We start from the raw sequence: 15,336 nt of genomic DNA, 5'->3' as shown, positions 1-15,336 counted from the left end.
ATTAAAGTCTTATGTAAATGCTAATTTGTGTTCCTTTTGGTCGACAGTTTTCAATATGCAACTGCCCATTTATTTTTTTGGCTCTAGAGCGCATATTTTTTAAACCGATACCATTTTTTAGATTGGTATTAATGCCTTTTCCATTATCCTGTATCAATAAATCTAAGTGAGATAGATTGCAGTTAATTTCAATACAAATTAAAGAAGCATTAGCGTGTTTAATTATATTTTGAAGCGCTTCTTGTAAAATGCGATAAATATTAACCTTTTGTTCTTGTGAAAGTTGGTTAATCTGTTCTTGACCTTCAATTTTAATTTGTGTTTTTAGTTGAGCGATTTTAGCTTTATCTTTTATAAGAAGTTCTAATGCTTTACTGAAACCCAATTCAGAGTCACTGAAATGATAGCTTAAGGTATGCGAAACATCTCTAATTTCTTGTTCAATTTGTTGTAACTCGTTCAGGTAATTTTCGCGTAAGTCTAAATTGTTATCTTTCGGGTTTACAGGTAAGTAACTTAAGTTTAATCGCGTGGCAAATAACTTACTTAAAACACCATCATGCAAATCTTCGGCAATGCGGTTACGCTCAAGCAAACGTTCTTTTTCTAACTCTAATTGTCGCTTTATAGTCAGTAAATAAACCTCTTGATTGGCATTCTGTATATCGTTTTCAAGGGCTAATTTTTCTTTTAAAATAAACTGATTTCTAATAAAGTAAACTAAAGTAATTACCACAAAAAAGCTTAAGCCGACAATAATAAGTTGTAAGTTTTGTTGAGATAATTGTTTGGTTTTTGCTTTGTATTGGTCGGTTTCATAAGCAATACGCATAAACTTGTTTTGATTATCACGCTCAACTGAATTAATGCTGTCGTTATAGCTAATATATTGGTTGAGGTAAGCATTAGCATGTTCTTGGTCTAAACTTGCTAACAGCTTTAACGCACCAAGGTAATCTCTTGGGTTTTCAATGTCTTTTGCTAAGTCTTTAGCTTTTTCAGCTAGCAAAATTGCTTTTTGAGGCTGATTAACTACATCATAATACTGCGCTAAATGAATCGTATTAATTACAATTCCTGATGCATTTTTTAAACCTTCTCTTATCTCTAAAGCTTGATTAAAACTTTTAAGAACATTAGAGGTATCGCCCAGTTTTAATTGACTGTAAGCTAAATTATCTAATAATTTAGCATGCAAGTTTGTGTTTAGTTGTAAGGCTTCATGCGCTAAGGCTTCTTTGTAGCGGTTAATCGCTTTTTGATATTGACCTGTTTCATGGTAAATAATCCCGATATTATTTAAACTCGCAATTTGTTTATTTTTTGAAGCCGACGAATCATCTAAGTAATCTAAGGCTTGTTCTTGATAGCCTAAAGCTTGGCGATAATCTCCTTTGTCTTTAGATAAGACCGATAATAAAGAGTAACAACTGTAATAAAAAGATTGATACTCTTTTTGATTGTTTAATAAGTTTAAAGCTTCAAAAATTAAATTTTCAGTGCCACTATAATCACGAAAACGGCTTTTAATAAACGCCATGCCGTAAAGCATTTGGGCCACATGATAATGATTGTCGGCTCTGGTAAAATAGACTTTAGCTTCTTTAAAATGATAGAATGCAGAATCGTAAACTTGTAGGTTATTATAATAGCTGGCGTAATTCCACTCAACATCACCTAACTTAAACCAGTTGTTTTCTGCTTTCGCTTTTTTAAACGCTAATTGGTTAAGCTGCTTAAATTCAAACGTATTGCCCAATTTTAAATAATCGTATGCAAATTGTGATAAATAAAGATTTTGAATAGAATCTGGTTGACGAATGATAAGTTGTTTGGCCTTATTTAATAATTGGAATTGTTGAGTTTTATCATGAGTCGATTGGTATTGCTGAATTGCTTCTGCTAAGTTTTTAGGTACAACTTTTTCAGGTTCTTGCCTATGGCAAGCCCAAAATAAACTTAAAAATATAAGTAAACTTAAAACCTTCAACCTTAATTCTTATTAAAAACAAAAGTCAGTTGATTAATTTCAACTGACTTTGTAAAAATATAATATTATAATTTAATTATTCATCATTTAGTCATGAGAACCTTTACTTCCATCAGGAACTTCAGTTTCATCTCCTGTAAAATTATCACTTTGCTCTGCACTCATATCATTAAGTTCTTGTGTATCGCTAAAACTGTTTTCAGTACAAGCAGTTAATCCTAAAGTAAATAAGGCTAATAATGCAAAATTTTTAATCGTTTTCATAAGTCTTGTTTTAAATTAAATTTTGTTTTTGTGTTGTTGACAGGTGTAAAATTAAAGCCAAAGTGATGAAGACAAAGGCCTTAAAAACAAAATCATGTGAACATACCACGTTTAGCTGTCAACTGGTATAAAATACGAGTAAGTACTTAATTTAAAGCACTTAAAGCAAAACCTGAAAGCTGCTGATTAATTTGGTGGATGGCTGGCTTAAAACTTTTAGAAAAAGGGATTTTAATGACCGTTCCTAATAAGGTGCAACGTTGTTTACCAAAATTAATACGTGATATATGGTTTTTATTAATAATGTAGCTTCGGTGAATGCGCGTGAAATTTATAGGTAAATTCTCTTCGAATACCTTTAGTGTTTTGTAGGCTGTTACTATTTTGTCATTTTTAAGATAAATATCAGTGGTATTGCTATCGGCTTTTAAAAATAAAATTTCATTCGTATTAATGTATTGAAAGTCTTTATGAGACTGCAAGCATATCTTTGTTTCTGTAATTAAATCAGGAAAATCATGTTTTAACCTTAAAGCTAATTTTTTAAAATCAAGCGCACTTAAAGGCTGAAGAAAATAAGCGTAAAACCCTAGTTGAAATGCTTTAAATGCCAAATGCTCTGTTGATGAAAGAGCAATAAATTTAGGTGGAATTATTAAAGATTGATTAAAATCTAGTACAATTTGACTAAGCTGATCTTTAAAATAATCAATATCAAAGGCAATTAAGTTTAAATTGAAATCAATAGCCAAATCAATACCTTCATTTACAGTTGAAGCATACATGAATTGAAACTGATTTGAAATTTTTAATTGGTTAAGATGAGTCTTTATTGGTTTTAGTTGAGGAGAAATAAGTAAGACCTTAAACATAACTTTAAATTTTAGGCTAAAAATACATCGCTAAAAATTAAAGTTGGTGAACAAAAACCGTAAAAAAAGTGAGCAAAAACCGTACTTTTTAGGGTCAAAACAGCTGATTTATGTGATAAAGTTATACTTTAATAAAATTTGATGGATAATTCTAATGAAAATATTGTAGTTAATTTTGTTTTGATTTAAAGAGAAAAATTAAGTCTTAAATTACCCTAACCTAAAATTATAGATACTAACCTAATTATCTTATTGTAAATCGCTCTAAGTATAAAGCTTCCGTTTTACTCGAGCATTCATGCTGCAGAACAAACGCCCAATCACTTGCTATTTTAGTATAACTGCCCTTAAACTGATGCGTGTTATGCAACTCTAGCCGATAATTTAGGTCTGAAGTTTCCCCAACATAAAATCGGTCCTTTGATTTTGAATATATAATATATAGAAAGTCCATCGACAGAAAAAAAAGAAGCCCCAACTTATTGTGGGGCTTTTAAAACTGTGGTGCCTCCAGCTCCGAAGCATCGGAGGAACCAGGGACAATTAATCCCTTTGACTAATGTTCATTAAAATTTTTGGGTCATTGATAATTTTTTCTATGAATTTTCTGCTTTTCATTCGCTTAATAAATCGCTCTAAGTATAAAGCTTCCGTTTTACTCGAGCATTCATGCTGCAAAACAAACGCCCAATCACTTGCTATTTTAGTATAACTGCCCTTAAAATGATGCGTGTTATGCAACTCAAGCCGGTAATTTAGGTCTGAAGTTTCACCAACATAAAATCGGTCCTGTGATTTTGAATATATAATGTATAAAAAGTGCATCGACAGAAAAAAAAGAAGCCCCAACTAATTGTGGGGCTTTTAAAACTGTGGTGCCTCCAGGAATCGAACCAGGGACACAAGGATTTTCAGTCCTTTGCTCTACCAACTGAGCTAAGGCACCGGTAGTTTTGCGGATGCAAATATAAATGCATTTATCATTCTACCAAAATAAAAGCTTTAAATTTTTTAAATCGTATTTTTGCGTAATAACTCATATACTTATGAATTTTATTGTCGATGCAGGTAATAGTTTGATTAAACTGGCTGTTTTTAATAACAATAAGTTAATATCAAGCGTAACTTTAAACTATGAGATAGCAATTAGTCGTACAGAAAAGATTCTAAATAATTACCCTATTAAGTACAGCATCGTCGCTTCAACTAAACAGGATCAACCGCAATTGCTTCAACTATTAGAAAGACGTACAAAACTTCATATTTTATCACACAAAAGTGAGTTTCCTTTTAAAAATAACTATAAAACACCGACAACGCTTGGCCTAGATCGTTTAGCTTTGGTAAGCGCGGCTATAAAAGAATTTCCGCAAAAAAATTGTTTAATAATTGATGCCGGAACTTGTGTAACTTACGATTTTATAGATAGAAAAAAAGTATATCATGGTGGCGCCATATCACCTGGTTTACACATGCGATTTAAAGCTATGCATACGTTTACTGATAAATTACCGTTATTAACTAAGCAAGAGTTAAATAAAGATTTGATTGGCAATACCACTGAAACATCTATGCATGTTGGTGCTTTAGTTGGGTTAGTTAAAGAGGTTGATGGGTTTATTACTGATTATCTATCTGATTATGAAGATTTAACAGTTATTTTAACAGGTGGCGACCATCAAATCTTGTCAACTCGTTTAAAAAATAGCATATTTGCGACTTCAAATTTTTTAGTTAAGGGTTTGAATTTCATTTTAGAATACAATAAAAATTCATGATAAAATACTTCAGCACAGTTATTTTGTTGCTTGTAAGCTTCAGCATCTACGCACAAGAAGGCACGTTTTCGCCATATTCGTTTCTAGGAATTGGTAACGACTCGTTTAAGGGAACCGCCGAAAATAGAGCTATGGGAGGCTTATCCTCTGCATCAGATAGTATTCACCTTAATCTTCAAAATCCAGCAGCATATGGTGATTTAGGCTATACAGCCTTAGCAGCTAGCATGACGGTAAATAGCTTAAATACTGAAACTAATTCTCAAAGTGAGAGTCAAACTTACACCACTTTTGATTACCTTTCCATTGGTATTCCTTTTAATCGATTTGGTGTTGGAGTAGGTTTAAAGCCTGTCACTTCAGTAGGTTATAATATTGAAACTAGAGACGCTGAATTCTCAAACCAATTTGAAGGTAAAGGAGGCTTGAATTCAGTATATTTTAGTGCTGGAACAGAGCTATTTAACAATTTTAAAATTGGTGGTTCTGTTAATTATAATTTTGGGACTTTAGATTATCAAAACATTGTCTCACAAGCACAAGTGCAATACGCTACGCGTGAAATTATAAAAAATGAAATACGCGGCTTTACCTTTGATTTAGGGGTGATGAAAGATTTCAAAATTTCTAAGAATACTTATTTAAGAGCTTCCGCAAGTTATCAACCTGAAGCAGAACTTGATGCCACAATTAATAGACGCTTGGCTTCTGTACAAATATTTACAAATAATAATGTGGTTGTTATTGATGAAAATAAGCTTCCTGAAAACACCTCAACCTTAACTATCCCATCTGAAACAACACTTGGTTTAGGTTTAGGAGAAACACGAAAGTGGTACATCGGTGCTGATTATGTTGCAAAAGATGCATCTAATTTTAACGATTTAGATTTCAATTTTAATAGCGATGTGTCCTACAACGCATCCCAAACCTTCAAATTAGGCGGCTTTTTTACACCGCGTTACAATGATCCTGTACGCTTTTACAATAGATTAACCTATCGTGCTGGAATTCGTTTTGAAGAAACAGGTTTAAACTATCGTGGTGAAGATATTAATGAGTTTGGTATAACTTTTGGTGTAGGTATACCAGCTGGTCGTGTATTTACTAATGCAAATATTGGTGTTGAATACTTTACCCGCGGAACAAAAAACAATAATTTAATTGAAGAGAATTACTTAAGTGTCTTCTTAAGCTTTTCTTTTAACGACAAATGGTTTATTAAATCAAAATTTAATTAAAATTGCTATTATGAAACGTAACAAGTTATTATTTACATTATTGAGTGTGTTTTTTAGTGTAGCTGCAATGGCACAAGATTGTATGGTTACACTTAGCCTATTTAATGAAAGTGCTAAGGTTAAAAATTATGAAGATGCTTTACCTAAATATGAGCAACTTATAGCTGAATGTTCAGACTCAAAACTTCTTCTTTACCAACGTGGTGAAAAAATGCTTGAAGATTTAATTGAAGCTGCTGAGACTAAAGAAGAAAAATTAAGCTTGGTTGAGAAGTATATCAAAAACCAAAACCTACGTTTAAAATATTTTCCTGAAAAAACCAATAATGCTGACGTACTTGAAAGCATTGCACTTATTAAGTACAAAAATAAAATTGGGACTTTAGAGGAACGATTAGAAGCTTTTGAAGCTATTGTGAAAGAAGATGCCGATAATTTTGATAATCCAGTTGCCCTTTATGCTTATTTTAGAACAGCCAACACGCTGAATGATAAAGGCAAACGTGACATCCAATTTTTATTTGATAAGTACGATGAAGTTATTGGACTTCTTGAAACTCAAGAAAACAAGAAAGCGGCGCAAGCTCAGCCTTTAATTGCTAAGGAACAGAACAATGAAGAGTTAACAAGACGTGAAAAGCGAATATTAAAGAATTCTGAAATTTACCTTAGAAATTACAGTAAAATTAAAGGTAGTGTTAATGGTTTGTTAGGAAGTAAAGCCGATTGTGATAACTTAATTCCTATGTACCAAAAAGATTTTGATGCTAAGAAAACCGATATCGAGTGGTTAAAAAATGCAGCAAGTCGTCTTTATGCTAAAGAATGTACTTCAGACCCTATTTTCTTTAAAGTAGTTGAAGCTCAAAATAAAATAGAACCTTCAGCTAAAACCGCTTTATATTTAGGCCGTTTAGCACAAGAAAATAGAGAAATGAATAAAGCACTTGATTACTATAAACAATCAGCAAGTTTAGAAGAGTCTAAATCTAATAAAGCTCGTGTTTTTTACAGTATCGCAGAAACTTATAAAAACATGGGAAGTTACTCTTCAGCAAGAAGTTACTACAGAAAAGCGCTTAACATAAAGCCTTCACTTGGAGCTGCTTATTTAAAAATTGCCGAAATGTATGCAAAAAGTGCTAACAATTGTGGTGAAACAAGTTTCGAGAAAAGAGCTATCTACTGGTTAGCCGCAGATTATGCTAACCGTGCTGGCCGTGTAGACCCTGCATTAAAATCTAATGCAGCTGCTGCTGCTGAAAGCTACAGAGCACGCGCGCCACAAAAAACCGATATTTTTCAAGAAGGCATGAGTGGTAAAACAGTGACGTTTTCTTGTTGGGTTGGCGAGTCTGTAAAAGTACCGAGCTACTAAACATGTTTCGAAACCTTATAATCATTAAAAAAAGTATTGTTGCTTTGCTTTGGGCAACAATACTTTTTTCATGTAAAGGTAACTTAGATGAGGTTAATAAACGCAATCAAATTTCTAATGACCCACAAGCAAAAGCTTACAACGTTAACCTGTTTTATACCGATAGTGGCAAAGTAAAAGTCAATTTAAGAAGCCCTTTAGTTCTAGATTATACCCATTTTGAATTTCCATATCGTGAATTTCCCAATACAGTAGATGTCGATTTTTTTGATGCTGATTCATCTAAGTCTAGCATTTTTGCCAAATATGCCATCATTTATGAACAAACGGGTTTAGTAGATATGCAAGACAGCGTTTCAATAACAACCGCAGAGGGTTTAGTTTTACAAGGCGAACAGTTATACTGGGATCAAAATAAAGGCTGGATTTTTACAGATCAAAACTACACGATTACCATGCCTAACGGCACTACAAATAATGGACAAGGCTTTGATGCTAATCAAAAATTTACTATTTTCATTTCAAGATCAAATAGAGGGAAACAGATTATAGACCAAGACAACGAATTATAAAAAACAGTATGAAATTTTTTAAGTACTTTGAATACGCCTACATTGCCTTTGCGGCTTTTTTTATTTATGAAGCCATAAAATCTTGGTCTGAAAACCAACAACAAAGTTATTTATATCTATTTTTATCTGCAGTAGCTGTGTTTATGTATTTCTTCAAACGTAGATTCAGGAAAAAATACGAAGATAAGTCGAATAAATGAGTGTCACCATTCTGGTAATTCTAGCTTCACTACTGCTTTCAGCCTTTTTCTCTGGCATGGAAATAGCCTTCGTATCCTCAAATAAGGTTCACATAGAACTAGAGAAAAATCAACAAAATTTAACCAGCAAAGTTCTAAAAATACTTACCAATAAACCTTCAAAGTTTATTGCAGCTATGCTTATTGGCAACAATATCGCACTAGTGGTTTACGGTATTTTTATGGGTGATTTAATTATCGATTGGTTTCAAAGTTTAGCGCCTTACAATAATATAATTTTAGAATATCTGTTAACCGAAGCAAGTTTGTTTTCACAAACTTTGATTTCAACATTAGTTATTTTACTCACAGCAGAATTTTTACCCAAAGTTTTTTTTCAAGTTTACGCCAATACCATGTTAAAGGTATTTGCCATACCAGCATTTATTTTTTACAGCATCTTTTATGTTATTTCTATATTCATTATTTGGATTTCAGACTCAGTGTTAAGAGTGTTTTTTAAAGTTGAAGGCGACCAAGTTCAATTAAACTTCAGCAAAGTAGAGTTAGGCAATTACATTAATGAACAAATGGAAGCTATTGATGAAAAAGAAGAAGTTGACTCTGAAATACAACTCTTTCAAAATGCCCTAGAGTTTTCAGATGTAAAAGCCCGTGAAGTCATGATTCCCCGAAATGAAATTGTTTCAGTAGATATTGATGTACATCAAGACGAACTAAGCACAAAATTTACTGAAACTGGACTTTCTAAAATCTTAGTCTATCAAGCTAATAATGATGACATTTTGGGCTACATCCATTCATTTGAACTCTTTAAAAAACCAAAACATTTGCGAGAAATAGTTCGTAAAGTCGTTTTTATTCCTGAAACTATGCTCGTTAAAGACGTTTTAAACTTAATGATTAAAAAGCGTACCAGCATTTCGGTGGTTGTCGATGAATATGGCGGAACCAGCGGTATAATGACCACAGAAGATATTGTAGAAGAGCTATTCGGAGAAATTGAAGATGAGCACGATTCAGCCGAACTTACTGAAGAACAGCTTTCGGAACATCACTTCAAATTTTCTGCCCGTCATGAAGTAGATTATCTCAATGAAAGCTATAAACTCAACCTACCTGAAAGCGATAATTATGAAACCCTTGGCGGATTAATTGTTAATCACGCTGAAGAAATTCCTGAGATTGGAAGTGAAATTACAATTGAGCATTTTCATATTAAAATATTAGAAGCTTCTTCTAAAAAAATTGAACTCGTCTACATTCGTGTTGGTGAGGACTAATTTGAAAATTAGTTACACAGCAATTTCAATTATTTAAAGCTATATTTCATTATATTTGGTCAGATTGAAAATTGTAAGCGTATGAAATTTTTACTAAAAGTATGTAGTGTTTTTTTATTTTTCGGAATCACAACATTTGCACAAACCACTTATATTCACGCCGGTCATTTTATCGATGTTGAAAAAGGCAAATTACTTAAAGAACATACAATAATAGTTGAAGGCACCAGCATTAAGCGTATAAAAAAAGGCTACACTAAAATTCCTTCTAAGGCTAATTACATCGACTTAAAATCATCTACTGTAATGCCAGGTTTGTTTGATATGCACGTGCATTTAGAAACCGAAACTTCAAAAAACGGCTACATAAAACGCTTTACCGAAAATGATGCCGATGTGGCTTTTAAAGCTGTTAAACATGCTAAAATTACCTTAGAAGCTGGATTTACATCGGTAAGAGACTTAGGTGGTAGTGGCGTTAATACAAGCTTAAGAGATGCTATTAACAAAGGTTACGTAATTGGTCCTCACGTCTATTCAGCCGGAAAATCAATTGCAACTACTGGCGGTCATGCCGACCCTACAAATGGGTATCGAAAAGAACTTATGGGAAACCCTGGACCAAAACAAGGTGTTATTAATAGTCCAGAAGATGCTAGAAAAGCAGTAAGACAGCGCTATAAAAACGGCGTAGATGTCATAAAAATTACAGCTACTGGTGGCGTTTTAAGCTTAGCTAAAAACGGGCAAAACCCACAATTTTTTAATGATGAACTTCAAGCCATTGTTCAAACAGCAAATGATTATGGTTTTTTGACAGCTGCACATGCGCACGGTGACAATGGCATGCAACGTGCGATTAAAGCAGGAATTAAAACTATTGAACATGGTACCTACATGAGTGAAGAAACAATGCAGCTTATGAAGCAATATGATGCCTATCTTGTCCTAACAATCACAGCAGGAAAAAGCGTTGCTGAATTAGCTGAAATCCCTAATTACTATCCAGAAGTCGTTGTGCCAAAGGCCAAAGCCGTTGGACCTCAAATTCAAGGCACCTTTGCTAAAGCCTATAAAAATGGCGTTAATATTGCCTTTGGAACTGATGCAGGAGTTTTTAAACATGGCGACAATGCTAAAGAATTTACTTATATGGTTGAAGCCGGAATGCCAGCTTTAGAAGCCATACAGTCAGCAACAATTATAGCGGCTAAACTATTAAAAGTACACAGCCAATTAGGGTCTTTAACTGAAGGCAAACAGGCTGATATTATTGCTGTTCCTGGAAATCCATTAAAAAATATTTCTTTGATGGAAAAGGTTAATTTCGTGATGAAAGGCGGAAAAGTTTATGTGAAACCATAACATCAAAAAAGAATACCTTACAACCTTTAATTTAAGTTAATGCGCATGTCGACCAATTTGAAAAATTCTATATTTGTATCTTAATATTAAGTCTTTAAAATTACTAGATATGTATCCACAAGAACTCGTTAAGCCAATGCAAGAAGAGCTAACTAGCATCGGTTTTCAAGAATTAAAAAGTAAATCTGATGTCTCTAATGCTTTAGCAAAATCAGGAACTACATTAGTGGTTGTTAATTCTGTTTGTGGCTGTGCTGCTGCAAATGCACGTCCAGGCGCTAAACAATCTTTAGAGCATTCTAAAAAACCAAATCATTTAGTAACGGTATTTGCTGGTGTTGATAAAGAAGCAACTGACGAAGCACGTGCCCAAATGGTACCATTTCCACCAAGTTCACCTTCAATGGCTTTATTTAAGGATGGTGAATTGGTACACATGTTAGAGCGTCATCACATTGAAGGCAGACCGGCTGAAATGATAGCCGATAACTTAAAAAGTGCTTATGATGAGCATTGTTAATCTGCTATAAATTTTTAATTAACCTAAAGCCGTTATTTAAACGGCTTTTGTCTTTTAAACCCCATGCGAAAAATTATTGCTAGCATCTTATCAGTTCCATTTTATTTAGCATTTGGCTTATGCTTAGTTATTTTTCATGTGGTACAAGTAATTTGCTTTAAAGGTTTCGGTTACCAAGCCCACAAAAAAAGTGTTGATATCTTTAATTTCTTTCTACTAAGATGTCTCAATTTACTTGGTAATTGGGTAAGTTTTGAAAATAACTTCAACTTTAAACGAAATCAACCACATATTATAATTGCTAATCATCAAAGTATGTTCGATATTCCACCTTTAATTTGGCATCTTCGGCAGCTTCATCCTAAATTTATTTCAAAAAAAGAATTAGGTAAAGGAATTCCAGGTATTTCTTATAATTTGAAACATGGCGGTTCAGTTTTAATTGATCGAAACGATAGAAATCAAGCGCTTAATGCAATTTCAAAATTTGGTCAATATTTAAATCAATTTAATCGTTCTGCCGTTATTTTTCCTGAAGGAACACGCTCTAGAACTGGTAAGCCAAAAGCCTTTTCAAGAAATGGATTAAAAACCTTATTTGAACACTGCCCAACTGCTAAAATTGTTCCTGTAAGTATTAATAACTCATGGAAATTACAAAAATTTGGAATGTTCCCGATGAATGTAGGTTTAAACTTAAAATTTAAAGTCCACCAGACTTTAGACTTGGCTGAATTTGACAACTACGATACTTTAATTGACCGAGTTGAAGCAACTATTACAGAACATATTTTACCCGCTAAAGCTGCTTAAAATGAAAGATGAATTTTACACTTATATTCAACAATTACAAGACCATATCACCAAGGATTTAGAGCAAGTTGATGGTCAAGCAAAATTTAAAGAAGACCTTTGGGAGCGCGCTGAAGGTGGTGGAGGCAGAACACGCGTGATTGAAAACGGTGCAGTTTTTGAAAAAGGTGGTGTAAATATCTCAGCTGTTCATGGTGCTTTACCAAGTTCGATGCAAAAGTATTTTGGGGTTAAAGATTGTGATTTTTTTGCCTGTGGACTTAGTCTAGTCATACACCCTAAAAACCCAATGGTGCCAACTGTACATGCCAATTGGCGGTATTTTGAAATGTATGATTCAACAGGTGAAATTATTGACCAATGGTTTGGTGGTGGGCAAGATTTAACACCTTACTACTTGTTTGAAGAAGATGCTCAACATTTTCACCAAGTTTGTAAAACGGCTTGTGACCATCATGACCAAAATTTTTATCCTCAATACAAAAAACGTTGTGATGACTATTTCTGGAACAGTCATAGAAACGAAGCGCGCGGCATCGGCGGCTTATTTTTTGACTATTTAAAGGCCAATGAGAACCACAGCATGACTGATTGGTTCAACTTTGTAACTGAAGTTGGCAATTCATTTACTGAAGCTTACATTCCGATTGTTAATAAGCGAAAAGATATATCTTACAATGCAAAGCAGCGTGAATGGCAAGAAATACGGCGTGGTCGATATGTTGAGTTTAATTTAGTTCACGATAAGGGCACTTTGTTTGGACTAAAAACCAATGGCCGTATAGAAAGTATTTTAATGAGTTTACCACCTCATGTACAGTGGCACTATAACCATATTCCAGAGCCTCATTCTGAAGAAGCCAAACTACTTGAGGTTTTACGTAAACCAAAAAAATGGGTTTAACAGTATAATAGATTTGTTTGCTTAACTACAAACCCTATAAATCTAGTATTGTGAGACTCTTAAACAAGTCTTAACCCCATATTAACAAGATTAAGAAGGCTTTTTAGTATATTTGAGTAAATCACAATAAAATATATAATCATGTCAAATAACACAGGAAATACAATTATCGCATTACTAACAGGCGCAACTATAGGTGCTGGTTTAGGATTATTATACGCGCCTAAAAGTGGTAAAGAAACACGTAAAGATTTAAAAGATGGCGCCGCAGATTTAAAAGACAATTTATCAAGTCAATATGATGATATTTCAAATCAGTTAGTCGACTTCACAAATCGAACTAAAAATGATATTGAAAAGCGCTTAGAGCATACTTTTAATTCTACCAATGAAAAAGCTGATGATATGTTAGGAAAACTTCAAGCTGAATTAGATGAACTGAAAAAGAAAAATGAAAAACTTCAAAAAGAGTTGAAATCAGCTACTAAATAAGTAGAATGAAAGCAGTTAAAGATCATGTTGAGCATCTTTCAGAAGACTCTCAAAACTACATTAAAAGCTTAATTGCGTATTATAAGTTAGATGCATTTAAAAAGCTAAGCAAAAGCCTTGTAGCCTCCTTAAATTTATTATTATTAGGAGGCATAGGGCTATTGCTGTTTTTGTTTATTTCAATAGGTCTGTCTTTCTTAATTGGAGAAAGTTTAGGCACAATTGCATATGGTTTCTTGATTATGGGTGGTTTTTATGCCTTGCTTTTTGTACTAATTTTTGCTTTTGCTAAACCAATTATTGAACGTAAAGTTCTCATGTTTTTAAGTCAAATTATTAATGATTCTGAGGCTAAAGCAGAAGATTTAACATCTAATGAATAAATTATGAAAACTTACACTTCTTTTAAAGACCTCGATAAAGATTTGCGCATCAAACGTTTAGAAGCTGATATTTATAAACAAAAGGCTAAAATTGATATTACATTTATCAAAGATAGCCTTAGTTTTAGCAATTTAACGGCTGAATTAATTTCCCAATTAAGTCGAAAATACATTCTAAAGAAAATAGGAGCGACTTTACTGAAGAAAATAAAAGTTTAGCTTATTCGCCGTCGCCGTCTTTAGCTGAATTATTATCATTTAGTTGTTCCTTATTATAACGTTTCATTTCTTCTCCAATTTGGCTAGAAGCTCTAAACGAAGTTATCATTTGATTAAGCATATCACTTCCAGCTTCAGGAGAATTTGGCATTAAAATTAAATTAGAATTATTTTTTTCACCGATAGATTGAAGTGTATCGTAATGTTGCGTCACCACAATTAAGGCAGAAGCTTCTTGAGAATTAATACCTACGTTATTTAAAACATCTACACTTTCTTCAAGACCACGTGCAATTTCTCGACGTTGGTCGGCAATACCTTGACCTTGTAAACGCTTACTTTCAGCTTCGGCACGTGCTTTAGCTACAATTTTAATACGCTCAGCTTCAGCTTCATATTCAGCAGCAACTTTTTCCCTTTCAGAAGCATTAATTCGGTTCATTGATTCTTTTACTTTTTCATCAGGATCAATATCGGTCACTAGTGTTTTAATAATATCATAACCATAATCTAGCATAGCATCGTTGAGTTCAGCTTTAACTGCATTGGCCACATCATCTTTACGTTCAAAAACATTATCAAGTTTCATTTTAGGAACTTCAGCACGAACAACATCAAACACATATGATGTAATTTGCGCAGCTGGACTTTCAAGTTTATAAAATGCATCATAAACATTAGCACGCATGACTTGATATTGAACAGATACCTTTAAGTGTACAAAAACATCATCTTTTGTTTTGGTTTCTACAATGACATCAAGCTGTTGAATCTTTAAGTTTATTCTACCAGCGATGCGATCAATTATAGGAATTTTAATTTGCAAACCTGAATTTCTAACGCTATTAAATCGCCCAAAACGTTCTACAATAGCAGCGGTTTGTTGTTTAACGGTAAATATGCCAGAAATGATTACAAAGACAATAAATACAATAATAAAGACTGTGATAAATGAGTTCATATTTAATAATTTAAATTGTCTTTAAAAATAAGCTAAAAAAATAAGCTTAGTTATAAAAAATTAATTTTAATGTTAAATGAATAGCAAAACAATTTAGTTAA

19 protein-coding genes and 1 tRNA gene are annotated in these 15,336 nt (G+C 33.1%); 13 read left to right on the top strand and 7 right to left on the bottom strand.

Going from position 1 to position 15,336, the window contains the following annotated elements:
* Position 1 precedes the first annotated feature (1 nt).
* From BUB82_RS05530 to BUB82_RS05510, 6 genes are all read right to left on the bottom strand, one after another.
* Entirely contained in the window at positions 2-1,990 is a 1,989-nt protein-coding gene (locus BUB82_RS05530) for a tetratricopeptide repeat-containing sensor histidine kinase (RefSeq protein WP_073192610.1), read from the bottom strand.
* A gap of 87 nt (positions 1,991-2,077) precedes the next feature.
* Positions 2,078-2,254 (bottom strand): hypothetical protein, encoded by a 177-nt coding sequence (locus BUB82_RS11755; RefSeq protein WP_159432026.1) that lies wholly within the window; start codon positions 2,252-2,254, stop codon positions 2,078-2,080.
* A gap of 146 nt (positions 2,255-2,400) precedes the next feature.
* Entirely contained in the window at positions 2,401-3,126 is a 726-nt protein-coding gene (locus tag BUB82_RS05525; protein WP_073192609.1) for a LytR/AlgR family response regulator transcription factor, read from the bottom strand.
* A 244-nt stretch (positions 3,127-3,370) separates the two neighbouring features.
* Positions 3,371-3,580, bottom strand: a complete 210-nt coding sequence (locus BUB82_RS11945) for a GIY-YIG nuclease family protein (RefSeq protein ID WP_073192717.1) — start codon at positions 3,578-3,580, stop codon at positions 3,371-3,373.
* A gap of 89 nt (positions 3,581-3,669) precedes the next feature.
* Positions 3,670-3,951, bottom strand: a complete 282-nt coding sequence (locus BUB82_RS05515) for a GIY-YIG nuclease family protein (protein ID WP_073192608.1) — start codon at positions 3,949-3,951, stop codon at positions 3,670-3,672.
* A gap of 48 nt (positions 3,952-3,999) precedes the next feature.
* Positions 4,000-4,072 (bottom strand) — tRNA-Phe (locus tag BUB82_RS05510).
* 100 nt (positions 4,073-4,172) lie between these two features.
* Here BUB82_RS05510 and BUB82_RS05505 point away from each other — a divergent pair.
* The 13 genes from BUB82_RS05505 (at position 4,173) to BUB82_RS05445 (ending at position 14,274) form a co-directional block, all read left to right on the top strand.
* A complete protein-coding gene (locus BUB82_RS05505; protein ID WP_073192607.1) occupies positions 4,173-4,904 on the top strand; it encodes a type III pantothenate kinase in 732 nt (243 codons plus the stop codon).
* Entirely contained in the window at positions 4,901-6,145 is a 1,245-nt protein-coding gene (locus tag BUB82_RS05500; RefSeq protein WP_073192606.1) for a BamG family beta-barrel-assembly machinery protein, read from the top strand. The genes BUB82_RS05505 and BUB82_RS05500 overlap by 4 nt, the downstream gene beginning before the upstream one ends.
* A gap of 10 nt (positions 6,146-6,155) precedes the next feature.
* Positions 6,156-7,523 (top strand): tetratricopeptide repeat protein, encoded by a 1,368-nt coding sequence (locus tag BUB82_RS05495; RefSeq protein ID WP_073192605.1) that lies wholly within the window; start codon positions 6,156-6,158, stop codon positions 7,521-7,523.
* A 2-nt stretch (positions 7,524-7,525) separates the two neighbouring features.
* Entirely contained in the window at positions 7,526-8,095 is a 570-nt protein-coding gene (lptC, locus tag BUB82_RS05490) for an LPS export ABC transporter periplasmic protein LptC (protein WP_073192604.1), read from the top strand.
* A gap of 8 nt (positions 8,096-8,103) precedes the next feature.
* A complete protein-coding gene (locus BUB82_RS05485) occupies positions 8,104-8,295 on the top strand; it encodes a hypothetical protein (protein ID WP_073192603.1) in 192 nt (63 codons plus the stop codon).
* Positions 8,292-9,578 (top strand): hemolysin family protein, encoded by a 1,287-nt coding sequence (locus tag BUB82_RS05480; protein ID WP_073192602.1) that lies wholly within the window; start codon positions 8,292-8,294, stop codon positions 9,576-9,578. The genes BUB82_RS05485 and BUB82_RS05480 overlap by 4 nt, the downstream gene beginning before the upstream one ends.
* A gap of 81 nt (positions 9,579-9,659) precedes the next feature.
* Positions 9,660-10,943, top strand: a complete 1,284-nt coding sequence (locus BUB82_RS05475; protein WP_073192601.1) for a metal-dependent hydrolase family protein — start codon at positions 9,660-9,662, stop codon at positions 10,941-10,943.
* Between the two features lie 109 nt (positions 10,944-11,052).
* Entirely contained in the window at positions 11,053-11,463 is a 411-nt protein-coding gene (locus BUB82_RS05470) for a BrxA/BrxB family bacilliredoxin (protein WP_073192600.1), read from the top strand.
* 63 nt (positions 11,464-11,526) lie between these two features.
* On the top strand, positions 11,527-12,276 hold the full coding sequence (locus tag BUB82_RS05465) for a lysophospholipid acyltransferase family protein (protein WP_073192599.1): 750 nt from the start codon (positions 11,527-11,529) through the stop codon (positions 12,274-12,276).
* Position 12,277: 1 nt separating this feature from the next.
* Positions 12,278-13,180 (top strand): oxygen-dependent coproporphyrinogen oxidase, encoded by a 903-nt coding sequence (gene hemF / locus BUB82_RS05460; RefSeq protein ID WP_073192598.1) that lies wholly within the window; start codon positions 12,278-12,280, stop codon positions 13,178-13,180.
* A 141-nt stretch (positions 13,181-13,321) separates the two neighbouring features.
* Positions 13,322-13,672 (top strand): YtxH domain-containing protein, encoded by a 351-nt coding sequence (locus BUB82_RS05455; protein ID WP_073192597.1) that lies wholly within the window; start codon positions 13,322-13,324, stop codon positions 13,670-13,672.
* 5 nt (positions 13,673-13,677) lie between these two features.
* A complete protein-coding gene (locus BUB82_RS05450) occupies positions 13,678-14,055 on the top strand; it encodes a hypothetical protein (protein WP_073192596.1) in 378 nt (125 codons plus the stop codon).
* A 3-nt stretch (positions 14,056-14,058) separates the two neighbouring features.
* Positions 14,059-14,274, top strand: a complete 216-nt coding sequence (locus BUB82_RS05445) for a DUF6327 family protein (RefSeq protein ID WP_073192595.1) — start codon at positions 14,059-14,061, stop codon at positions 14,272-14,274.
* A gap of 1 nt (position 14,275) precedes the next feature.
* On the opposite strand, the gene BUB82_RS05440 is transcribed toward BUB82_RS05445, so the two are convergent.
* Complete coding sequence (locus BUB82_RS05440) at positions 14,276-15,235, bottom strand: SPFH domain-containing protein (RefSeq protein WP_073192594.1); 960 nt, start codon at positions 15,233-15,235, stop codon at positions 14,276-14,278.
* Positions 15,236-15,336 lie beyond the last annotated feature (101 nt).

The sequence above is a fragment of the Psychroflexus salarius genome, from assembly GCF_900129035.1.
In the GTDB taxonomy this organism is placed as follows: Bacteria; Bacteroidota; Bacteroidia; order Flavobacteriales; family Flavobacteriaceae; genus Psychroflexus; species Psychroflexus salarius.
This window is presented reverse-complemented; position numbering and strand designations above follow the sequence as displayed.